Source organism: Novosphingobium capsulatum NBRC 12533, assembly GCF_001598375.1.
Lineage (GTDB): Bacteria > Pseudomonadota > Alphaproteobacteria > Sphingomonadales > Sphingomonadaceae > Novosphingobium > Novosphingobium capsulatum.
This window is the reverse complement of record NZ_BCYV01000012.1, coordinates 69,702-91,844: the sequence shown is the minus strand read 5'-3', so window position 1 is coordinate 91,844 and position 22,143 is coordinate 69,702. Positions and strand designations below refer to the sequence as shown.

The window sequence follows — 22,143 nt, the reverse complement described above, 5'->3', positions numbered from 1 at the left end:
GGTTCGATCACGGCAGCAGGGCACATCAGATCATGCTTGAACTTCAGGGGGTTTCCCACGTCTATGGCAATGGCACGCGCGCGCTGGATGCCGTCAGCCTGACCATTCCCAAGGGCATGTTCGGGCTGCTTGGCCCCAATGGCGCGGGCAAGTCCACCCTGATGCGCACCATCGCCACGCTGCAAATCCCCACCAGCGGACGGATCATGTTCGACGGCATCGACGTGGTCGGCGATCCCCAGGCGATCCGTGGACAGCTTGGCTATCTGCCGCAGGATTTCGGCGTCTATCCCCGCGTCAGCGCCTATGATCTGCTCGATCACATGGCCGTGCTCAAGGGTATCGCCGGGCGGGGCGAGCGGCGCGACACGGTCGAGACGCTGCTCGCCCAGGTCAACCTGTGGGACGTGCGGCGCAAGGCCGTGGCGGGGTATTCGGGCGGGATGCGGCAGCGCTTTGGCATTGCCCAGGCCCTGATCGGCAATCCCCGCCTGGTCATCGTCGACGAACCCACCGCCGGGCTCGATCCCGAAGAGCGCAACCGCTTCCTCAATCTGCTGGCCGAAATCGGCGAGAACGTGGTGGTGATCCTGTCGACCCACATCGTGGACGACGTGACCGACCTGTGCCCGCGCATGGCGATCCTGGGGCAGGGGCAGATCCTGCTGGAAGGCGCGCCCACCGCCCTGATCGGCGCCCTGGCTGGCCAAGTGTGGGAGCGCGCGATCGACCGCGCCGATCTGCCCGCGATCAGCGCGGCGCACCGCGTCATCTCCACCCGCCTGCGTGGTGGCCGCACCGTGGTCCACGTGATTGCCGACACGGCGCCAGGAGAGGGCTTCACCGCCGTTCCCGGCGGGCTTGAAGATGTCTATTTCTCGACGCTGCTTGCCGCGCGCGCATCCGCGCCGGCGGCCGTCGTCGCCTGAGCGGGCAAGGGGGCACAGACATGCTTGGCCGCATCGCCGCGTTCGAAATCCGCTATCAGTTGCGCAGCCCGGTGTTCTGGGTGGTGTTCGCGCTGTTCTTCCTCCTCTCGTTTGGCGCCATGGCTTCGAGCCAGATCTCGATCGGTGGCACGCCCGACAACGCCTGGCAAAACGGCACGCTGTCCCTGGCGATGACCCAGGGTGTGATGACGATCTTTGCGCTGTTTTCCACCACGGCATTCGTCGCCAACGTGATCGTGCGCGATGATGACAGCGGCTTTGGCCCGCTTGTGCGGGCAACCTCGGTGCGCAAGGGCGATTACCTGTTCGGCCGCTTTGCCGGGGCCTATCTCGTGTCGCTGCTGGTCTTTGCCGCGGTGCCGCTGGGCAGCTTCGTCGGGTCGCTGATGCCCTGGCTCGATCCCGAAACGATCGGGCCCAACCGGCTCGACGCCTATCTGCGCCCGTTCGTGCTGGTGGCGATGCCCACGCTGTTGTGGAGTGCGGCGTTTTTCTTTGCCGTGGCCACGCTTACCCGCTCGATGATGGCAACCTATGTGGCGGTGGTGGCCAGCCTGCTGATCTGGGGCGTAACGCGCGGCATCCTCGCCAGCCATCCCGATCTGCGCACGCTGGCGGCGCTCACCGATCCGTTCGGCGTTGTCGGCATCGCGCTCGAAACCCGCTATTGGACGCTGGCGGAAATCAACGCGCAGCCTTTTCCGTTTTCCGCGCTCATGCTGGAAAACCGCGCCATCTGGCTGGCTGTCACCGTTGCAGCGCTGGCGCTGGCATGGTGGCGTTTCAGCTTTGCTACCCCGGCGGCGAGCAAGCGCCAGTTGCGGCGCGAGGCACGGCGCGCGCGCAAGCTTGCCGCTGCCACGCCCAACCGGGTAAGCCGGCTGCCCGATCCTGACCAGGCCCGCGCGCAATGGCCGCGCCTGATCGCGCGCATCACGTTCGAGGCGCGGATGATCCTGCGCAGCCCAGCGTTCCTGGTGCTCGTCGCAGTGGGCGCGATCAACGCGCTGGCGGCCTTGAGCTTCAGCGACAGCATGTATGGCAGCAAGAGCTACCCTGCCACGTTCCTGCAGATCATGGCGCTGCGCAGCGCGTTCACGCTGGGGCCGATCGTGATCGCCGGGTTCTATGCCGGCGAACTGGTCTGGCGCGATCGTGAGCGGCGGATCAGCGCGATCATCGATGCCAGCGCCTTGCCCAGCTGGGCCTTGCTGCTGCCCAAGGTGCTGGCGCTGGTGCTGGTGCTGTTCATCACCGTGGCGCTGGGCACGCTGGTGGGCATTGGCGTGCAACTGGCCAATGGCTTTACCGCGATCGCCCTGGGGCAATACCTGTGGTGGTACCTGGTGCCGACCACGGCCGACATGGTGTTGCTGGCCGGCCTGGCCGTGTTCCTTCAGGTGGTTTCGCCCAGCAAGTATGTCGGTTGGGGCTTGCTGCTGGTGTGGTTCGTGTTCGGCATCGTCGCCTCGGCGATGCATTGGGACCACCCGCTGTACCAATATGCCTCGAGCGTGCCCAATCCGCTGACCGACATCAACGGCGCGCGGGTGGGCTGGGCCACCAACTGGTGGCTGCGGCTCTATTCAGGGCTGCTGCTGGTGGCGCTGATGGCGGCAGCGCATCTGCTGTGGCCGCGTGGTGCCAACGATGGCGTCGGCGCACGCAGCCGCCAGGCGCTGCGCCGGCTGCGCAGCCCGGCCGGCGGCCTGATCCTGGCCGCGCTGGCCGGCATGGCGGCAACCGGCGCCTGGCTCTATTATCAGATGGATGTGCGCAACCATTACGAGAATGGCGCGCAGCAGGAGATCGACACGGCCAACCTCGAAAAGCTCTATGCCCGCTATGAATATGCGCCCGAGCCGAGCGTCACGCATATCGCGCTCAAGGTCCGCATCGATCCGGCCACGCCGCGGATGGATGCAGAGGGCACCTATGACCTGGTCAACAGCACCGGCGCGCCGCTGTCCACCGTGCACCTGATGCTGCCGCAGCACGATCGCGATGTCCTGGCGCTGACGATCGACGGCGCGCGGGTAAGCCATGACGATGATCGACGCCAGGTGCGCTTCTTCACGTTCGATCACCCGCTGGCGCCGGGCGCCACCACCCGGCTGCATTTCCGCGTGCGGCGCTGGCAGCAGGGTATCAACCCGCTGGGCGATGACACGCGCCTGCTGGCCAATGGCACGTTCCTCGATTCCAGCGAGATCGCGCCGACGATCGGCATCCAGCGCGCCGCCATGTTGAGCGATCCGGTCAAGCGCCGCGAACACGGGCTGCCGGCAGAGCACCGCATGCCCAAGCTGGAAGACCAGGGCGCGCGGCGGTTCAACTATATCGCCAACGCCAGCTGGGTGACGAGCGACATCACCGTCACCACCGCCGCCGACCAGGTGCCGCTGGCGCCGGGCGACAAGGTGGCCGATGCGGTGGCGGGCGGGCAGCGCACCGCGCGCTTTGTCTCGCGTGTGCCCATCCTCAACTTCTGGTCAATCCAGTCGGCCCGCTATGCGATCGACACCCGCGATGCCGATGGCGTGCAGGTCTCGATCTATTACGATCCCCAGCATGCCTACAACGTCGCCCGCCTGCAGCGCGCCGCCAGTGTGGCGCTGGGCTATTACCGCCGCAATTTCGGGCCTTATCAGTTCGATTATGCCCGCATCATCGAATTCCCCGGCTATGCCAGCTTTGCCCAGGCCTTTGCCGGCACGATGCCGTTTTCGGAATCGATCGGGTTCCTGGGTGATTTCAGCGATCCCGACAAGATCGACTACGCCACCTATGTCGCCGCGCACGAGTTGTCGCATCAGTACTGGGCCCACCAGGAAATCAGCGCGGAAATGCAGGGCGGCACGATGATGGTCGAAACGCTGGCGCAATATTCGGCGCTGATGGTGATGAAGCAGCTTTACGGGCCGGACAAGATCCGCCGCTTCCTGCGCTATGAACTCGATCGCTACCTTTCCTCGCGCGGACGGGAAGCGGTGGAGGAAGTGCCGCTGGCCCGCGTGGAAGACCAGCCCTATATCCACTATCGCAAGGGCGCGGTCGCGCTCTACCTGCTGCAGGATCGCCTCGGCGAGGCGCGGGTCAATGCCATGCTGCGCCAGATATTGGCGCGCTATCGCTTTCAGGGGCCGCCTTATTCCACCTCGATGGATCTGGTGCGCGGCTTCCACGCGCTGGCGCGGACGCCGCAGGAACATGCGCTGGTGCGTGATCTTCTGGAAACCATCACGGTGTGGGATTTCAAGGCGGACAGCGCGAAAACCCAGCGCCGTGCCGATGGCACCTGGCAGACCACGCTGACGCTCAGCGCCAGCATGGCGCGCGACGATGGCAAGGGCGCCAGCACCCCCGTGCCGCTCGATCAGGATGTCGACATTGGCCTGTTCACCGCACAGCCGGGCGAGGGCGCCTTTGGCAAGGCCGATGTCATCACCATGGAGCGCCACCGCCTGCACGACGGCACCAGCACGATCGTGCTGACCAGCCACCGCAAGCCGGCCTATGCCGGGGTCGATCCCTACAACACGTTCATCGACCGCAAGAGCGATGACAATGTCATCGCCGTCACGGGCGGCTGATGATCACCTGTCGCCCCATGCCGCGCTTGCTGGCGTGGTGTGGGGCGCCACTGCTTCACAGCCCGTCGCATCGCCTTTGCTGCTTCATCGCGCGTTCAGCCCGATTGCGGAGATTTCCCGCGCAAACAAGCACAAGGAGCGATATCCATGCCAGGATTTCCCAAGTTTGTGATCGGTGCCGCAGCGTTGAGCGTAGCTGGTGCCTGCGCGGCCCAGGCTGCAACCAATGATCTGCACACGATGCTGGTGAATCTGCCCGACGGCACGGTGGCGCAGGTACAGTACCACGGCGCTGTCGCGCCGCGCATCGCGATCCAGCCGGTGGCCGCGATGGACGCTGGCGTTGATCCGGCGGCCGACGAGCAGGCCTTGATGGCGGCTGATCCCTTTGCCCACATGGCGCTGGTTTCGGCGATGCTCGATGAGCAGGCCGCCGCGATGATGCAGCAAGCCGCGCTGATGCAGCGCGCTGCCATGGCCGAGGGTACGGCGGGCGCGGCAGACGGCGTACCGGGCATGACGGTGGCGGGCATGACCAACCTGCCCAAGGGGGTGCACATGACCTATGTGTCGAGCACGACGGACGCTTCGGGCTGCACCCGCACGGTATCGTACAGCTCTGAAGGCGGCGCGCAGGCGGCCCCGCGCGTAACCCAGGCGGCGTCCGACAGTTGCAGCGCGGTCAGGCCCAATAGCCAGGCAATCCCCGCCAAGGCTGAGGCACCGGCTGTCCCCGCGCCCGCTGTCGGCCAGAAGGTCTGATCTGCGGCCAACCGGCGCACGGCGTGGAACGATGGCCGCACGCAGGCGTTAAAGCCCTTGAATTTCCCCAGATCGAAAGGGCGCCCCGTGATTGGCAAGATCGTTTCCGCCGTGGTCGGCAAGAAGATTGCAGAGCGCACCGCCGGGATGAGCGAAGGCAGTGGCGCGCTGATTGGCGTGGCTGCTGCTACCGTGCTGCGCCGCCTGGGCCCTGTGGGCTTTGTGGCGGCAGCAACCGGTGGTCTGCTGGCCAAGCGCTACATGGCCAAGCGCCAGGCGCGCCGCGCTCCCGCCGTTTAATATGATACCCCAGCAAGCCCCCGTTCCGGCATAGGAGCGGGGGTTTCGCTTTAATTGAACTTATCCGTTTCATTTTTGGCGTCTGCTGCCGGGCGAAGCCTTTTGCTGCTTTGTCCGGGCGACCGCGCGCGCCTGCCGCCGGTAAAAGGACCATGACCATGACCAAGCCCCCCAAGTCTTCGCCCGCGCAGGACAACGCGCTGCATGATCATCAGCCCGGCGCCGGAAACGCAGGATACGAAACCCGCGCCGGCAGCGGCGGGGAAACCCATCAGGATGCAGCGACGGGTGCCTCGGCCGATGGCTATCTCACCGACAACTTCGGCCATCGCCTGGCCGACAACCAGAACAGCCTCAAGGCCGGTGCGCGCGGCCCGGCGCTGCTGGAAGACTTCATCCTGCGCGAAAAAATCTTCCATTTCGACCACGAGCGTATCCCTGAGCGGATCGTTCACGCGCGCGGCTCCGGCGCACACGGCGTGTTCGAAGTGACCCGCGCGATCCCGGAATTGACCAAGGCCGGCCTGTTCCAGGAAACCGGCAAGACCTGCCCGGTGTTCGTGCGGTTTTCGACCGTCGCGGGCGGGGCCGGCTCGGTCGATACCCCGCGCGATGTGCGCGGCTTTGCCGTCAAGTTCTACACCGACGAAGGCAACTGGGATCTGGTCGGCAACAACATCCCGGTGTTCTTCATCCAGGATGCGATCAAGTTTCCCGACCTGATCCACTCGGTGAAGATGGAGGCCGATCGCGGCTATCCCCAGGCCGCGAGCGCGCATGACACGTTCTGGGATTTCGTTGGGCTGATGCCGGAATCCATGCACATGATCATGTGGGCGATGAGCGATCGCGCCATTCCGCGCACACTGCGCACGATGGAAGGGTTCGGCGTCCACACCTTCCGCCTGGTTGATGCCAAGGGCAAGGGCCGCTTCGTCAAGTTCCACTGGAAGCCGGTGCAGGGCCTGGAGTCGCTGATCTGGGACGAAGCCGTGAAGATCGCCGGTGCCGACCCCGATTTCCACCGCCGTGACCTCTATGAAGCGATCGACAGCGGCGCCTATCCCGCTTGGGATCTGGGCGTGCAGGTGTTCGACGAGGAATGGGCGGCCAAGCAGCCCTATGACGTGCTAGACGCGACCAAGCTGGTGCCCGAGGAAGACGTGCCGGTGGAAATCGTCGGGCGCATGACCCTGAACCGCAATGTCGACAATTTCTTTGCCGAGACTGAGCAGGTGGCCTTCCTGCCCACCAACGTTTTGCCCGGCATCGATTTTTCCAACGATCCGCTGCTTCAGGGCCGCCTGTTTTCCTACCTCGACACCCAAAAATCGCGCCTGGGCACGACCAATTTCCACCAGATCCCGATCAACGCGCCCAAATGCCCGTTCCACAACATGCAGCGCGATGGCCTGATGCAGACGCTGGTGCCCACCGGCCGCGCCAATTACGAGCCGAACTCGCTGAATGAAGCGGGCGAAGCCAGCGGACCGCGGGCCGATCCAGATAGCGGGTTCACCTCGTTCCGGGAAAACGGCGAGCGCAACGATCCCACAGAAAAGCTGCGCGTGCGGCCCGAGCTTTTCGCCGATCACTATAGCCAGGCTGCGCTGTTCTTCCATTCGCAGACCGAAAGCGAGCAGGCGCACATCGCCTCTGCCCTGGTGTTCGAACTGTCGAAGGTGAGCCTGGAGCATATTCGCACCCGCGTGCTGTCGCGCCTGCGCAATGTGGACGAGGAACTGGCCAGCCGCGTGGCCAAGGGCCTGGCGATGGACCTGCCGGAAAAGGCACCCGCCGCGCGTGCCGTTACGGCGATGAAGCCGTCAGATGCGCTGTCGATCCAGAAGCAGGCCCGCAAGACCTTCGAAGGCCGCAAGGTGGGCATCCTGTTTGCGGAAGGATCGGACAAGGCGGCGATCGACACGCTCAAGAAGGACATTGAGGGTGCCGGCGGATCGGTATTCCTGGTGGCGCCGAAGGTGGGCGGCATTGCCGTCAAGGGCGGCACGCTCAAGGCCGATGGGCAGCTTGATGGTTCGCCCTCGGTCATGTTCGATGCGGTCGCCTCGGTCCTGATGCCCGAAGCGGCAGCCGAACTGGCCCGCCAAGGCGCAGCGGTGCAATGGTTCATGGACGCCTATGGCCATTGCAAGACGATTGCCCATTGTCCCGGCACCCAGGTGATCCTGGACAAGGCCGGTGTGGAAAAGGACGATGGCGTGGTGCCCAACGAAGACCTGATCAAGGTGGGGCCGGTGCGCCATTTTGCCCGCGAGCCAAAGGTCCGCGCCCTGGCTTGATCCCGCAAGCGGTAAAAGAGTGAAACGTTACCATCACCCCGGATCAAATCCGGGGTGATGGCCGTTGTGATTTCTTGAATTTTCATTGTGCCGCCGACCCTTTAGACAGGATGAGCCGATCATGACTGAGCCCCAGACCCCGGAAGCCAAGGCACAAGCGATCGAGGTGCCCGAAGCAGCCGGGGGATGGGGATCGCTGGAAGGGATTACCGCCACCGAACTGTCGCAGCGGGCGGGCCCCGGCGCGCTGGAAACACTGGCGCATCTCAACAAGCCGGATGGCACCGCCTGCACTTCGTGCGCGTGGATCAAGCCGCCGACGCCGGCCAAGTTCGAGTTCTGCGAAAACGGCGCGAAGGCAACGCTGTGGGACCTGACCAGCGCGCGCTGCACACCCGAATTCTTTGAACAGCACACCGTCAGTTCGCTGTGGGGACTGAGCGCCAATGAGCTTGAGCGCGAAGGCCGCCTGACCGAGCCGCTACGCTATGACCCTGCCAGCGACCGCTACCTGCGCGCCAGTTGGGCAGAAGCCTTTGCCGCGATCGGCGCGCGGCTGCGCCAGATCGATCCTGCGACCATGACATTCTACGCCAGCGGCAAGGCGGCGCTTGAGCCGAGCTATCTCTACGCCGCATTCGCGCGCATGCTGGGGCACAACAACCTGCCCGACAGTTCCAACATGTGCCACGAGACCACGTCGGTCGGTCTCAAGAAGGTGATCGGCTCGCCGGTTGGCACGTGCCAGCTGGAAGACCTGGAGCAGTGCGACGCGATCTTTTACCTGGGCCAGAACCCCGGCACCAATTCGCCGCGCATCCTCCATCCGCTGCAACAGGCGGTAAAGCGCGGCTGCAAGATCGTGACGTTCAACCCGCTCAAGGAAGCGGGGCTGGTCGAATTCGTCAATCCGCAAAGCCCGCTGGACATGCTGGCGGGCAAGGCCACGCGGTTGAGCCACCTGTATCTGCAAGTGCGCCCCGGTGGCGATATCGCCGCGCTGATGGGCGTGTGCAAGCATGTGCTGGCACGCGCTGCGCATGAGCCGGGCCTGCTCGATCAAGGGTTTATCGACGCCCATTGCCATGGTTTCGGGGCGTTCCGGGCCAAGCTGGATGTCACCGGCTGGGACGCGCTGGAGGCGGCAAGCGGCGTGACCCGCGCCGAGATGGAAGCGGCCGGCGATGTCTATGCCGATGCCAAGGCGGTGATCGGCATCTATGGCATGGGGCTGACCCAGCAGGTCCACGGCAGCGAGGCGATCGGCATGCTGGTCAACCTGCTCCTGCTGCGCGGCAACATCGGGCGGCCGGGCGCGGGCTGTTCGCCCATTCGCGGCCATTCCAACGTGCAGGGCCAGCGCACCGTGGGCATCACCGAAAAGGTGGCGCTGGCGCCGGTGGAAACCTATCGCACCGTGCTGGGGCTGGAGACACCGCCAGAGGATGGGCACAACACGGCCAAGTTCCTGGAAGCGCTGCAGGGCGGCAAGAACCGCGCCTATGTGGGGCTGGGCGGCAATCTGGCGATGGCCGTGCCGGACCACGGCCAGATCCACGCCGCGTGGCGCGAGATGGACCTGACGGTGCACATCGCCACCCGGCTCAACCACACGCATCTGTTGCCGGGCAAGGAAAGCTGGATACTGCCCTGCCTGGTCCGCTCGGAAGAGGATATCCAGGACAGCGGCAACCAGTTCGTCAGCATCGAGGACAGTTTCAGCCACATCTATAGCTCGATGGGCAAGCGCAAGCCGGCAAGCGAGCACCTGCTGAGCGAGACGGCGATCATCTGCGAACTGGCCAAGGCCAGCCTGCCGGAAAACCCGCGCTGGCAGTGGGATGCATGGCGCGGCGATTATGCGCGCATTCGCGATCTGATCGCGCGGACCTATCCCAAGGAGTTCTTCGACATGGACCGGCGCATGCATCAGCCCGGCGGGTTTTTCCGCGGCAACGATGCCCGCCGCCGGGTCTGGCATACCCAAAGCGGGCGGGCCGAGTTTACCGACCCCAGCGTACTCAACGCCGGCCCGCAGGATGAGGCAGACGATACGCTGCGCCTGGTCACGCTGCGGTCGAACGACCAGTTCAACACCACGGTCTATGGCATGAACGACCGGCTGCGCGGTCTTTCGGGAGAGCGCACGATCGCGTTGATGGCGCCGCAGGAAATCGCCCGGCTGGGCCTCGCCGAAGGGCAGCGCATCACTCTGGTGACGGCCGCCGATCCGGCCACGCGCCGTGCGGTGGGCGGGCTCAAGGTCGTGCCCTATGACCTGCCGGCGGGCACGGTGGCCGGCTATTTCCCTGAACTCAACGCCCTGGTGCCGCTGTCGCTGCGCGAAAAGCTGTCAGACACGCCGGCGTCCAAGGGCGTGCCGGTCAGGATCGAGGCCTGACCGGCCGCATTCCGGCCGCCGTCAGGCGGCCGGTTCGGATGCCGGCGCCTCGCCATGCGCGACGGGGCAGCCTTGCTGTGCTGCCACCCGGAAATCAGCCGAATGGCGATAGGCGCGCCGGCGCGCGCGGTTGATACCGCCGAGCGGACGGTGCGCTTCCAGCCCGTTCCACGGCGAAAAGTGCAGGGTTTCATCGATCCGCTGCACCTTGTCTGCGCTCCAGCTATCCTGCGGTTCCACCCGCAACGTTGCCACCTGGACGAAAGGCGAGACCTCTTCAGGCCATTCCACACTGGCATCTTCCACCGGCTGGCGATCGAGGTCGCGCAGCAACTGCACTTCGAACGCCCATTCGCCGGTCAAGTTCGCGGCGTCCTCGCGAATGGTTTCGCGCAGCCCATCGGGGCGGCCGCTGGTGTCGATTACTTTGCCGGACAGCGCGGTGAGCGCGGGGGAAAGCGGGCGCAGGCGGAACTTGGCAACATGATCGCCATAGCGGAACGGGGTGGTGGAGAAATAGGTTTCGCCCAGCGGATGAACCTGCGGCGCGCCGCCCATGGCGGCCAGAGCACCTGATTCCAGGCCGACCTTGCCCAGCGCGCTGTTGATGAAGCCCAGCACCGTTGACAGCGCCACCTTGGCACCAGGCGCGCGATCAGTTGTGGCGGCCAGCAGTTTGAGCTTGCCGGCAAACTGATCGGCCCGCGCCGTCGCGAACACCGGGCCGTTGACGAACAGGAAGTCCTGCGCGTCCCCTTCCGCGGTTGGCAGGTAGGCCCCCGGCACCCCTTCCACTTTCAGTGCTAGGCCACGGGGCAGCACGACATTGTCATCCAGGATATCACCCGGATTGGTGGAGATGCGCAGCGCCGCGTCATAACGGCCCGCCTGGGTAAACAGCCCCTGGGCAAGCTCGGGCGGCAGGTTGGCATCGACGGTGAACGTGCCTTCAAACAGGCCGTGCGCCTTGGCATGAACCGCGCGCACCGGCCGGCCATAGTCCTGCGCCGTGGTTTCGAGGATATGATCGAACGACTTTTCCAACGAGGCGTCGGTTTCCGCTTCGTTGTCTTCGATCTGTTCGAGGTCAGCAGAGTAGGCGATGGGGGGATTGGTCATCGACGGTATTCCTTTCAAAGCGCAGTGTCTGCGCCGGAAGCGAACGGATCGGGCAGGGCGGGCAGGATCTTGTCGAGCGTGAGCGGGAAGCTGCGCACGCGCACGCCGCAGGCGTTGTAAACCGCGTTGGCAATGGCGCCGGCTGCGCCGCAAATGCCCAATTCGCCCACGCCCTTGGCCTGGAGCGGGCTGGCTGCGGCATCGCGTTCTTCCAGCAGGATCACCTCGATCGCCGGCACGTCGGCATGCACCGGCACGTGATATTCGGCCAGGTCATGGTTGACGAGGTGCCCGTCGCGGGTATCGAACGCCAGCTCCTCTGTCAGCGCGCTGCCGATGCCCCAGACCATGCCACCCAGGCATTGCGAGCGCGCGGTCTTGGCATTGAGCACGCGGCCAAAGCCAAACGCGCCGGTCATCCGCCGCACGCGTACCTCGCCGGTGAACGCATGGACCGCCACCTCGGCAAAAAACGCGCCATAGCTGGCCTGCGAGAATGACTTGGCCGTCTTGCCCGGCTTGATCGTGCCGGTTTCCGCGATGTCTTCGCCGTTCAGCAGATCGCGCAGCGGGCGTGCCGGCGCGTTGCCGCCGCTGGCCATGCCGTCTTTCAGAACCAGTGCATCGGCGTCGCAACCCAGCGCCTTGGCCAGCTTGGCGCGGATCGCCTCGCAGGCATACATCACGGCAGATCCGGTGGAGATGGCGCCGAAGCTCCCGCCCGAACCGGCACCAGCCGGGTGGACGGTGTCGCCCAGCTTCACGTCGACACGCGCCATCGGCAGGCCCAGCATTTCGCCGGCGATCTGGCCGAGGATGGCATAGGAACCGGTGCCGATATCGGTCTGGTCGGATTCCACCACCGCGCTGCCATCGGCCTTGAGCGTGACACGCGCCTTGGCTGGCACCATCATGTTGACGCGCGCGGCGCTCGCCACGCCCATGCCGATCCACCAATCGCCGTCCCGCGTCTGACAGGGACGGTCCTGGCGCGCGCTCCACCCGAACGCTTCAGCCCCCTGTTCGAGCGCCTGTGTCAACATGCGCGAGGAATAAGGCGTGCCGGCCACAGGAACTGCGGACGGCAGGTTGCGCTTGCGCAACTCGATCGGATCGATGCCGATCTTCTCGGCCAGTTCGTCCATCGCCGCTTCGAGCACTTGCATGCCCACCGCTTCTCCGGGGGCGCGCACGGATCCGGCAGTGAGGCGGCTGATCCGCGCCACTTCAACCTTGAGCAGGCGGTTTTCGCCGCCGTAGAGGAACTCGGTCGCCTGGGTGACGGGCTCGGCAAACTTTTCGCCCGGCAGGTTGGATACCAGCGCCTCGTGGCCCAGTCCGATCAGCCGGCCAGCGGGATCGGCGGCCAGGCGCACGCGCTGGCGCGTTTCGGAGCGGCGCATCACGGTCTGGAACACCTGCTGCCGGCTCATCACCACGCGCACCGGGCGGCCCAATTCCCGCGCGGCGAGCGCGGCGGCCACTGCTTCGTGGGTGATGCCCAGCTTGGAGCCGAAGCCGCCACCGACATAGGGGGCGATGATCCGCACCTTGTCGGCCGAGAGGCCCAGGCAATCGGCAATTTCCTTCACGTTATAGGACAGCATCTGGTAGCTGCCGTGCAGGATCAGGCTGTCGCCCTGCCATTGCGCGATGGTGGCGTGGGGTTCCATCGCGGCGCTGGCGTGGCCAGGCGTTTCATATTCAACGTCGACGGAAAAGGCCGCGTTCTGCATTGCCTGGTCAAGGTCACCGCCCTCAACCGGCTTGCTGCTGGATGGCGCTTCCACCTTCACGCCCGGCGCGGCGGGATCGAAAGGCACGGGATCGCCGTCGGCGTCGGTATAGTGGATCGGCAGGGCGAGCGCGGCGTCACGCGCCTGCTCAAAGGTTTGCGCTACCACCAGCGCCACGGGCTGGCCAAAGTATTCCACCTTCGCCGCATCCTGCTGCGGCGCCTTGGCCGCCATGCCCTGCGCCGGACGCCGCGTCATCGCCGGGTCGGCGATCACCGCGATCACGCCCTCGCGCGACAGCACCGCGTCGCGGTCGATCTTGCTGACCTGGCCCTGGGCAATGCCGGCCAGCACCAGAACGCCTTCGACGCAGCCATCGATGCGCCATTCGGCGGCATAGGTCGCCGTACCGCTGACCTTGAGCGGACCTTCGGGACGGTCGAGCGGCTGGCCGATCACGCCTTGGCGCATCTGGTCGAGCAGATTGCGTTCGTCGGGCTGGTTATACATGTCTGACAGGGGAAGGTGCATGGTGTTCAACCCTTCGTCGCTTGGGCCAGCGTCGCGGCCAGGGCCCGCGCGGCAAGGGGGATTTTGAAATCGTTGGCGCCAAACCCACGCGCCTGGCGCAGCAGGATTTCGGCAGCTTGGTCGAACAGCGCGGGAGAGGGCTTCTCCACCACCAGCGCTGCTTCCACGGCGCTGTCGCGCCACGGCACGGTTCCGAGGCTGCCAAAGGCCAGAGCACAGCGCGCGATGCGGCCTTCTTCCATGGTCACGTCGGCTGCGACGGAAACCAGAGCAAAGGCATAGGACGCGCGGTCTCGCACCTTGCGATAGACTTGGGTTCCGCCGGTCGGAGCGGGCAGGCGCACTGCCGTGATCAGTTCGCCCGGCTGCAGCACGTTGTCGCGCGTGGGGTCATCGCCCGGCTCGCGGTGGAACATCGCCAGCGGAATCTGGCGCGGGCCGAACGGGCCTTCGGTCAGCACCACGGCATCGAGTGCGAGCAAGGCCACGGCCATGTCACCGGGATAGGTGGCAATGCAGGCGTCGCTGGTGCCGAGCACGGCATGGATGCGGTTGAAACCGTCGCGCGCGGCGCAGCCGCTGCCGGGCGCGCGCTTGTTGCAGGCCTGCGTGGTATCATAGAAATAGCCGCAACGGGTACGCTGGCACAGGTTGCCGCCGGTGGTCGCGCGGTTGCGCAGCTGCGGGCTGGCGCCGGCCAGGATCGCCTGGGCCAGCAGTGGCCAATCCTGGCGCACGCGCATGTCTGCCGCACAATCGGCGTTGGTGACCAGCGCGCCGATGCGCAGGCCCGTGCCATCGGGCACAATGCTGTCGAGCCCGGTGCGGCGGATCGAGACGAGGCGCTCGGGCGTCGCCACCTGCAGCTTCATCAGATCAACCAGGTTGGTGCCGCCGGCAATCGCCGTCGCGCCCTGGCCCATGGCGCTGAGCGCGGCCGCTGCGTTTGCGGCATGATCGAGAGTGAAGGGCTTCATGCCAGCGCCTCCGCCCCGATGACTTCTTTCAGCGCGGCGATGATGTTGGAATAGGCACCGCAGCGGCAGAGGTTGCCGCTCATCCGCTCGCGCAGTTCTTCGGCGGTGGGGATGGGTCGGGCGGCCACATCGGCGCTGACCGCGCTGGGCCAGCCCTGGGCCAGTTCGGCCATCAGCGCTTTGGCCGAACAGATCTGGCCGGGCGTGCAATAGCCGCACTGATAGCCATCATGCGATACGAACGCCTTCTGCAGCGGGGCAAGCGCGTCGGGCGTGCCGATGCCCTCGATCGTTTCGATGCTGTCGCCATCATGCAGCGCGGCCAGCGAGAGGCAGGAATTGATGCGCTTGCCATCGACCAGCACGGTGCAGGCGCCGCACTGGCCATGGTCGCAGCCTTTCTTGGTGCCGGTCAGGCCCAGATCGTGGCGCAGCCAATCGAGCAGGGTGCGGCGGGGGTCTAGGGGCAGCGTCTGCGGCTGGCCGTTGACGTGCGCGGTTGGCAAAGTGGGGGCCATGGCCGGAAGCGGTCCTCGTCTTGGGGGAGAATGTGCGGTTCGAACGCGCAACAGGCTGCAACGATCCTGCACCATGCAGAAAGGGCAGCGGCCGCCGCGTGCGCAGGGCTTGCCGCGCGTGGCCTGGCGTGTGAGGGAAATACCCATCATGACCAATCCGATCCTGGCCACCGACAGCTACAAGCACAGCCACTTTCGCCAATATCCGCCCGAAGCGCGGGTGATCAGCGCCTATGTGGAGGCGCGGCCCGGCGGGGCGAGTGACGTGGTCCTGTTCCTGGGGCTGCAACCCTATCTGATCGATTACCTGGGCTGCGCGGTGACCGGGGCGGATATCGAGGAGGCCGAGGCGGTGTGCATGGCGCACGGCGTGCCATTCAACCGCGCCGGCTGGCAGGCGATCGTGGATGACCACGACGGCCACCTGCCACTGGAAATCCGCGCCCTGCCCGAAGGCAGCGTGGTGCCGGCGGGTGTGCCGCTGGTGCAGGTGGAAAACACCGACCCGCGCATGCCGTGGCTCACCACCTTTGTCGAAACCGCGCTGTTGCGCGCGGTGTGGTATCCCAGCACGGTTGCCACGATGAGCTGGCAATGCCGCCAGGTGATCCGCGCCGGGCTGGAGCAAACGAGCGAGGACGTGGACGGGCAACTGCCGTTCAAGCTCCACGATTTTGGCGCGCGCGGGGTGAGCAGCGGGGAAAGTGCTGGGCTGGGCGGCCTCGCGCACCTCGTCAACTTCCAGGGCACCGACACGATGGAGGGGCTGCTGGCCGCGCGCCGCTATTACGGGGCAGACATGGCCGGATTTTCCATCCCGGCGGCCGAACACAGCACGATGACCAGCTGGGGCGAGGCGCGCGAGGCAGACGCCTATCGCACCATGCTCGATGCGTTCGATGGACCTGGACGGCTGGTGGCCGTGGTATCAGACAGCTATGACCTCGACGCGGCGGTGCGCGGCATCTGGGGCGGCACGCTGCGCGACCATGTGCTGGCCCGCCAGGGCACGCTGGTAGTGCGCCCCGACAGCGGCGATCCGATCGAAACCCCGCTGCGCACGATTGCCACGCTATGGGATGCCTTTGGCGGCACAACCAACGCCAAGGGCTTTCGCGTGCTCGACCGCCATGTGCGGGTGATCCAGGGCGATGGCATGACCGCCGAAACCATCGGCCTCTTGATAGAGCGGCTGATCGCGGCAGGCTTTGCCATCGACAACATCGCCTTTGGCATGGGCGCCGGCTTGTTGCAGAAGGTCAACCGCGATACCTTGCGCTTTGCGATGAAAGCCAATGCCATGCTGGACGCGCACGGCGTGTGGCATGACGTGTTCAAGCATCCTGCCACGGATCCCGCCAAGGCCAGCAAGGCCGGGCGCCAGGCCGTGGTCCTGCGCGATGGCGCGATGGTCGCCGCGCGGCGCGATGCGGTGGCGCCGGGTGATGACCTGCTGGTGCCGGTGTGGCGCAATGGCGAGATGCTTGTGCGGCATACATTCGACGCCGTGCGCGCGCGGGCAAGTGCGGGGCTGGGTGGGTAGCTGCTGATAGAAAGCGGAACCCCGGATCACGCCCGGGGTGACGTTGATTTTTTAAATCATTGATATGTCTCGTCACCCCGGACTTGATCCGGGGTCCAGCTGTTCTGTTCGCCTATCCCGCCGCTCAGACGCTCACCGGCGCCGGCGCGAAGCCTTCGGTGCCGAAGACGCGCAGATAGCGGGCGATTTCGGCTGGATCGCCGGTGGCCTTGGCGGGGTTGTCCGATAGTTTGACTGCGGGGCGGCCATTGGCGCTGGTGACCTTGCAGACCAGCGAGATCGGTTCGAGCGCGGTATCGCCATCGGGGGCGCAGCCGCGGAAATCGTTGGTGAGATTGGTGCCCCAGCCAAAGCTCATCCGCACGCGGCCGTGGAAGTGGCGATAGGTCTGCTCGATCGTGTCCACGTCCATCCCGTCGGAAAAGATCAGCAGGCGCTGGCGCGGATCGACGCCGTGCGCCTGCCACCAGGCGATGATCTGCTCGCCAGCGGGAATGGGCGGCGCGCTGTCGGGGCGAAAGCCGGTCCAGCCGGCCAGCCAATCGGGCGCGTGGCGCAGGAACGCGGTGGTGCCAAAGGCATCGGGCAGGGCGATCAGCAGGTTACCGTTGTAATGCTGGCGCCATTCTTCCAGCACGCAATAGGGCGCGCGGGCGAGATCGGCATCGCTTTGCGCCAATGCCGCAGCAACCATCGGGAGTTCATGGGCATTGGTGCCGATCGCCTCGAGATCGGCGTCCATCGCCAGGAGCACGTTGGACGTGCCGATGAAGCGCTCGCCCAGGCCTTCTTTCAGCGCCTCGACGCACCAGCGTTGCCACAGGAAACCATGGCGCCGCCGCGTGCCGAAATCGGAAAGGACCAGATCGGGCAGGGTGCGCAGCCGCTCCACCTTGTTCCACAGCTTGGCCTTGGCGCGGGCATAGGTCACATCGAGCGCGAACTTGCCCTTGTCGCGCAGTGCCGCGCGCGAGCGCAGTTCGTTGATGATCGTCAGGGCGGGGATTTCCCACATCGTGGTGTGGGTCCACGGGCCGGCGAAATGCAGTTCGAACTGCCCATCGTGCCGGCGCAATTCGTATTCGGGCAGATGGAAATCAGCCAGCCATGCCAGAAAATCGGGGCCGAACATCTGCTGGCGGCCATAGAAGCTGTTGCCGGCCAGCCAGATCAGCTCTTTCTTGGTAAACCGCACCGTGCGCGCGTGATCGAGCTGCGCGCGCAGTTCCGCCTCGTCGATCACATCGGCCAAGCGCACACTGGTGGTGCGGTTGATCAGCGAAAACGTGGTGGTCACATCCGGGTGCACATGCCGGATCATCTGCAGCATCAGCAGCTTGTAGAAATCGGTATCGAGCAGGCTGCGCACGATCGGATCGAGCCGGAAATTGTGATCGTAAGTGCGCCGGGCAATGTCGGTAAACGTCATGCCCTGTCCATACGCCATTGGCGGCGCATGGGAAGATGCGCCTGCCCGCCATGCTGTGCGGGCAGGCGCGGAACGTGGTCAGCTAAAGGTCTGGCGCGGCAGGCCCAGCGGGTTGGCCGCCTGCAGCGCGGCGGGAAGCAGCGCATCGGGCAGCGCCTGGTAGCAGACGGGCCGCAGGAAGCGGTGGATCGCCATGGCGCCAACCGAGGTGGTGCGACCGTCGCTGGTGGCGGGGAACGGCCCGCCATGGACCATGGTCCGGCTCACTTCCACGCCGGTGGGCCAGCCGTTGGCCAGGATGCGGCCAACCTTGCGTTCCAGCACCGGGATGAGCGGGGCGGCGAGGGCATGGTCCGCCTCATCCAGGTGCAGCGTGGCGGTGAGCTGGCCTTCCAGCGCTTCGAGCAGCTGGGCGATCTGATCGGTGCTCTGCGCGCGGACCACCAGCGACGACGGGCCGAACACTTCCTCGGTCAACACGGGATTGGCCAGCAGGTGGGCCGCATCGACGGTGAGCAGCCGCGCGGCGCCCTGTTGTGCATCGCCATCGCTGCCGGCGGCCACGACGGTCACGCCCTCGCTGCCAGCAAGCGTGGCGATCCCCTTGGCGTAGGCTGCGGCGATGGCGCCGGTCAACATGACCTGCGGCACAACGCCGGCCAGCGCCTGCGCGGCCGAGGCGAGGAAGCGGTCGAGATCGGGGCTGTCGAGCGCGATGACCAGGCCCGGATTGGTGCAGAACTGCCCGGCAAACAGGCTGAGCGAGCCGACATAGGCCTTGCCCAGGTCTTCGGCGCGGGCGGCAAGCGCGGCGGGGAACAGCAGGACCGGATTGATCGACGACATTTCGGCATAGACCGGAATCGGCTCGGGCCGCGCGGCGGCCACCGCCATCAGCGCGAGGCCACCCCGGCGTGAACCGGTAAAGCCCACGGCCTTGATCGCCGGATCGGCCACCAGCGCGGTGCCGATGTCGTTGCCTGGCCCCTGGACCAGGCTGAACACGCCACCGGGCAGGCCGCACTGGGCCACGGCTTCGGCAATGGCTTCGCCGGCCAGACGCGAGGTGCCGGGGTGGGCCGGGTGTGCCTTGACCACCACGGGGCAGCCGGCGGCGAGGGCAGAGGCGGTGTCGCCACCAGCAACGCTGAACGCCAGCGGGAAGTTGGATGCGCCGAACACCGCCACGGGGCCAAGCGCAATGGCGCGCGAGGCCAGCGCCGGGCGGGGCAGGGGCTGGCGATCGGGCAGGGCGGGCTCGATCATCGCGCCGGCCCAGGTGCCTTCGCGCACGACCGTGGCAAATAGCCGGAGCTGGCCGGTGGTGCGGCCCAGTTCACCCGCCAGCCGCCCCTGCGGCAGGCCGGATTCCAGCATGGCGCGGGCGATGATTGCCTCGGCGCGGGCTTCCAGCGCGGTGGCAATCGCTTCCAGGAATGCAGCGCGCGCGGCCGGCGTGGTTTCGCGATAGGTATCGAATGCCGCGCCCGCCAGGGCACAGGCCTGCGCGATATCGGCCAGCGGCGTCACGGCAAAATCGCCGTCCAGCGCCTGGCCGGTGGCGGCGGCCACGCCGGTGAAGGTTTCGCTGCTGGTGCGGTTTTCCCCGCCGATCAGATAGGCACCGTTCATGGGCGCAAGTTCCTTTGCCGTTGTGCGCGGCAGCCCGCGCGGTCTGGCCACGGCAGATAGGGCGTTCAGTTTGGTTGCGCTACCATCAATATTGCCCGTGGGTGAGAAAGGCCGTGATCCGTGCTTCCTCGTCGGCGATATCCAGGCCGCGCTGTGCCAGCCAGGCATCGTTGAAGCAGGTGGAGGCATAGCGTTCACCGGAATCGCATAGCAGCGTGACGATCGAGCCTTGCTGGCCGGCGCGGGCCATCTCGCTCGCCAGCCGCGCGCAGCCGATCAGGTTGGTGCCGGTCGATCCACCCACGCGGCGGCCGAGGTGGCGCGACAGCGCGCGCGCCGCCGCGATCGAGGCGGCGTCTTCCACCACCTCCATCCGGTCGATCACGTTTGGCACGAACGAGGGTTCCACGCGCGGCCGGCCAATCCCCTCGATCACGCTGCAGGCGCCGTCCTTGCGCACGATCGCGCGATCGTGCCAGTGGCGGTGAAATACCGAATGGGCCGGATCGGCCACGCAGACGCGCGTGGCGTGGCGGTGATAGCGCACGAAGCGGCCCAACGTGGCCGAAGTGCCGCCCGTGCCGGCACCACACACGATCCAGGTGGGGATCGGGGCAGGCTCGCGGCGCATCTGGGCAAAGATGCTTTCGGCGATGTTGTTGTTGCCGCGCCAATCGGTCGCGCGTTCCGCAAAGGTGAACTGGTCCATATAGTGGCCACCGCGCTCGTCAGCCAGGCGCTGCGCCTCGCCATAGACGGCGGTGGGATCGGACACCTTGTGGCATTGCCCGCCCAGCGCCTCGATCGCGGCGATCTTCTCGGCGGCGGTGGTGGCCGGGATCACCGCGACGAACGGCAGGCCCAGCATGCGCGCGAAATAGGCTTCCGATACGGCGGTGGAGCCGGACGAGGCCTCGACTACGGTGGTACCTTCGCCGATCCAGCCGCTGCACAGGGCATGCAGGAGCAGCGAGCGGGCCAGCCGGTGCTTGAGGCTGCCGGTTGGGTGGCTGCTTTCATCCTTGAGGTAGATGGCAACGCCGGGCAGCGCGGGTAGATCGAGCGGGATCAGGTGGGTATCGGCGCTGCGGGCATAGTCTGCCTCGATCCGGGCGATCGCCCAATCGGCCCAGCGGCGCGGCGCCGCGTCAATTGCCACCGCTGCCATCTGCCGTGCGTGCATCGCAAAAACCCCCTGCTGCCAATCCGTCTGCACAATAGCAGCAGAGATGGAGCAAGGGGTTGCAAAGATCATGGCCTGATTGCGTGGTTGTGCAATCCAGATGCAGACCGAACCAATTTAGCGCACCCCCATTGCGTTGAGGGTGCGCCGCAGTCATTTGGGTTCGACGTGGCCGCCAAAACCATAACGCATGGCCGACAGCACCTTGTCGCCAAAGGTGGTTTCCATGCGACTGCGATAGCGGGCAAAGAGCGCGGCCGAGAGCACATAGGCCGGCACCGCTTCTTCCATCGCGGCTTCGACCGTCCAGCGGCCTTCGCCCGAATCCGCCACGTTGCCCGAAAACTGGTCGAGCGCATGGTCGCGCGCCAGGGCATCTGCCGTCAGATCGAGCAGCCAGGACGCGACCACGCTGCCGCGGCGCCAGGTTTCGGCGATATCGGGCAGATTGAGGTCAAAGCGTTCGTCTTCGGGCAGTTTGTCCGATGCCTTGGCCTTGAGGATATCGAACCCTTCGGCAAAGGCGGCCATCATGCCGTATTCGATGCCGTTGTGGACCATCTTGACGAAATGGCCCGCGCCCGCCGGCCCGGCGTGGAGGTAGCCCTTTTCCGGGCGCGGATCGGCATCGTCACCACGGCCGGCAGTGCGCTCGATCGCACCCATGCCCGGGGCCAGCGATTCCAGGATCGGGTCGATCACGGCGACGGCCTCTGCCGGCCCGCCAACCATCATGCTGAAGCCGCGGTCAAAGCCCCAGACGCCGCCAGACGTGCCCACGTCAACATAGGCGATGCCCTTGTCGGCCAAGGCCTTGGCGCGGCGGATATCGTCCTTGTAGAACGAATTGCCGCCGTCGATCAGGATGTCGCCAGGGGCGGCAAGATCGGCCAGTTGGGCGATGGTGGTTTCGGTGATCTCGCCAGCGGGCAGCATGACCCAGAACACCTTCTGGCCCTCGAACTTGGTGGCGGCATCCTCCAGCGAGGTAGCGGCAATCGCGCCATGCTCGGCGAGGGCAGCAACGGCCTCCTTGGCCACGTCGAACGCAACGATTTCATGGCCGGCACGCATCAGGCGGCGGGCAATCCCGGCGCCCATGCGGCCCAGGCCGATGATGGCAACACGCATGCAAGCAATCTCCTGTCGAACTTTTCAATCCGGCC

General features: G+C 66.1%; 15 protein-coding genes. 7 read left to right on the top strand and 8 right to left on the bottom strand.

The annotated features are described in order from the left end of the window. Window positions 1-32 precede the first annotated feature (32 nt). The 6 genes from SCA01S_RS11835 to SCA01S_RS11810 all read left to right on the top strand — a co-directional run bounded on the left by SCA01S_RS11835 (window position 33) and on the right by SCA01S_RS11810 (window position 10,309). Window positions 33-929, top strand: a complete 897-nt coding sequence (locus tag SCA01S_RS11835; protein ID WP_054130379.1) for an ABC transporter ATP-binding protein — start codon at window positions 33-35, stop codon at window positions 927-929. A 20-nt stretch (window positions 930-949) separates the two neighbouring features. After that, window positions 950-4,543 carry an aminopeptidase gene (locus SCA01S_RS11830; RefSeq protein WP_062785765.1) on the top strand — a complete coding sequence of 1,198 codons (3,594 nt, stop codon included), beginning with the start codon at window positions 950-952 and terminating at the stop codon, window positions 4,541-4,543. A 147-nt stretch (window positions 4,544-4,690) separates the two neighbouring features. After that, window positions 4,691-5,305, top strand: a complete 615-nt coding sequence (locus SCA01S_RS11825; protein WP_084390958.1) for a hypothetical protein — start codon at window positions 4,691-4,693, stop codon at window positions 5,303-5,305. A gap of 87 nt (window positions 5,306-5,392) precedes the next feature. Further along, entirely contained in the window at window positions 5,393-5,605 is a 213-nt protein-coding gene (locus SCA01S_RS11820; protein ID WP_062785763.1) for a hypothetical protein, read from the top strand. 158 nt (window positions 5,606-5,763) lie between these two features. Then, the gene (locus SCA01S_RS11815; protein ID WP_062785761.1) at window positions 5,764-7,908 is read left to right on the top strand and encodes a catalase; all 2,145 of its coding nucleotides are present in this window, start codon (window positions 5,764-5,766) and stop codon (window positions 7,906-7,908) included. 121 nt (window positions 7,909-8,029) lie between these two features. Beyond that, entirely contained in the window at window positions 8,030-10,309 is a 2,280-nt protein-coding gene (locus tag SCA01S_RS11810) for an FdhF/YdeP family oxidoreductase (RefSeq protein WP_062785759.1), read from the top strand. A 21-nt stretch (window positions 10,310-10,330) separates the two neighbouring features. Here the strand turns inward: SCA01S_RS11810 and SCA01S_RS11805 are convergent, their stop codons facing one another. From SCA01S_RS11805 to SCA01S_RS11790, 4 genes are read right to left on the bottom strand one after another with little or no spacing between them, the layout of a single operon-like run. Further along, entirely contained in the window at window positions 10,331-11,428 is a 1,098-nt protein-coding gene (locus SCA01S_RS11805) for a catalase family protein (protein ID WP_062785757.1), read from the bottom strand. Between the two features lie 14 nt (window positions 11,429-11,442). Continuing rightward, a complete protein-coding gene (locus SCA01S_RS11800; protein ID WP_062785992.1) occupies window positions 11,443-13,695 on the bottom strand; it encodes a xanthine dehydrogenase family protein molybdopterin-binding subunit in 2,253 nt (750 codons plus the stop codon). Window positions 13,696-13,700: 5 nt separating this feature from the next. Further along, window positions 13,701-14,672, bottom strand: coding sequence for an FAD binding domain-containing protein (locus SCA01S_RS11795; protein WP_062785755.1), 972 nt, complete (start codon window positions 14,670-14,672; stop codon window positions 13,701-13,703). Further along, on the bottom strand, window positions 14,669-15,190 hold the full coding sequence (locus SCA01S_RS11790) for a 2Fe-2S iron-sulfur cluster-binding protein (RefSeq protein WP_245652532.1): 522 nt from the start codon (window positions 15,188-15,190) through the stop codon (window positions 14,669-14,671). The genes SCA01S_RS11795 and SCA01S_RS11790 overlap by 4 nt, the downstream gene beginning before the upstream one ends. A 148-nt stretch (window positions 15,191-15,338) precedes the next feature. Here SCA01S_RS11790 and SCA01S_RS11785 point away from each other — a divergent pair, with 148 nt between their 5' ends. Next, entirely contained in the window at window positions 15,339-16,733 is a 1,395-nt protein-coding gene (locus tag SCA01S_RS11785) for a nicotinate phosphoribosyltransferase (protein WP_062785753.1), read from the top strand. Window positions 16,734-16,857: 124 nt separating this feature from the next. On the opposite strand, the gene pncB is transcribed toward SCA01S_RS11785, so the two are convergent. The 4 genes from pncB to gnd form a co-directional block, all read right to left on the bottom strand. Further along, window positions 16,858-18,162 (bottom strand): nicotinate phosphoribosyltransferase, encoded by a 1,305-nt coding sequence (gene pncB, locus SCA01S_RS11780; RefSeq protein ID WP_062785751.1) that lies wholly within the window; start codon window positions 18,160-18,162, stop codon window positions 16,858-16,860. Window positions 18,163-18,240: 78 nt separating this feature from the next. Further along, a complete protein-coding gene (locus SCA01S_RS11775) occupies window positions 18,241-19,794 on the bottom strand; it encodes an aldehyde dehydrogenase (NADP(+)) (RefSeq protein ID WP_062785749.1) in 1,554 nt (517 codons plus the stop codon). Window positions 19,795-19,879: 85 nt separating this feature from the next. Continuing rightward, window positions 19,880-20,962, bottom strand: coding sequence for a PLP-dependent cysteine synthase family protein (locus SCA01S_RS11770; RefSeq protein WP_062785990.1), 1,083 nt, complete (start codon window positions 20,960-20,962; stop codon window positions 19,880-19,882). Window positions 20,963-21,130: 168 nt separating this feature from the next. Further along, the gene (gnd, locus tag SCA01S_RS11765; protein WP_327195994.1) at window positions 21,131-22,117 is read right to left on the bottom strand and encodes a phosphogluconate dehydrogenase (NAD(+)-dependent, decarboxylating); all 987 of its coding nucleotides are present in this window, start codon (window positions 22,115-22,117) and stop codon (window positions 21,131-21,133) included. Window positions 22,118-22,143 lie beyond the last annotated feature (26 nt).

What these genes read in the sequence shown, in the direction of transcription:
- SCA01S_RS11770 (WP_062785990.1), bottom strand. Translation starts at nt 20,962, where the DNA reads ATGGCAGCGGTGGCAATTGACGCGGCGCCGCGCCGCTGGGCCGATTGG.
- SCA01S_RS11785 (WP_062785753.1), top strand. Translation starts at nt 15,339, where the DNA reads ATGACCAATCCGATCCTGGCCACCGACAGCTACAAGCACAGCCACTTT.
- SCA01S_RS11795 (WP_062785755.1), bottom strand. Translation starts at nt 14,672, where the DNA reads ATGAAGCCCTTCACTCTCGATCATGCCGCAAACGCAGCGGCCGCGCTC.
- SCA01S_RS11805 (WP_062785757.1), bottom strand. Translation starts at nt 11,428, where the DNA reads ATGACCAATCCCCCCATCGCCTACTCTGCTGACCTCGAACAGATCGAA.
- SCA01S_RS11825 (WP_084390958.1), top strand. Translation starts at nt 4,691, where the DNA reads ATGCCAGGATTTCCCAAGTTTGTGATCGGTGCCGCAGCGTTGAGCGTA.
- pncB (WP_062785751.1), bottom strand. Translation starts at nt 18,162, where the DNA reads ATGACGTTTACCGACATTGCCCGGCGCACTTACGATCACAATTTCCGG.
- SCA01S_RS11815 (WP_062785761.1), top strand. Translation starts at nt 5,764, where the DNA reads ATGACCAAGCCCCCCAAGTCTTCGCCCGCGCAGGACAACGCGCTGCAT.
- SCA01S_RS11830 (WP_062785765.1), top strand. Translation starts at nt 950, where the DNA reads ATGCTTGGCCGCATCGCCGCGTTCGAAATCCGCTATCAGTTGCGCAGC.
- SCA01S_RS11790 (WP_245652532.1), bottom strand. Translation starts at nt 15,190, where the DNA reads ATGGCCCCCACTTTGCCAACCGCGCACGTCAACGGCCAGCCGCAGACG.
- SCA01S_RS11835 (WP_054130379.1), top strand. Translation starts at nt 33, where the DNA reads ATGCTTGAACTTCAGGGGGTTTCCCACGTCTATGGCAATGGCACGCGC.
- SCA01S_RS11775 (WP_062785749.1), bottom strand. Translation starts at nt 19,794, where the DNA reads ATGAACGGTGCCTATCTGATCGGCGGGGAAAACCGCACCAGCAGCGAA.
- SCA01S_RS11810 (WP_062785759.1), top strand. Translation starts at nt 8,030, where the DNA reads ATGACTGAGCCCCAGACCCCGGAAGCCAAGGCACAAGCGATCGAGGTG.
- SCA01S_RS11800 (WP_062785992.1), bottom strand. Translation starts at nt 13,695, where the DNA reads ATGCACCTTCCCCTGTCAGACATGTATAACCAGCCCGACGAACGCAAT.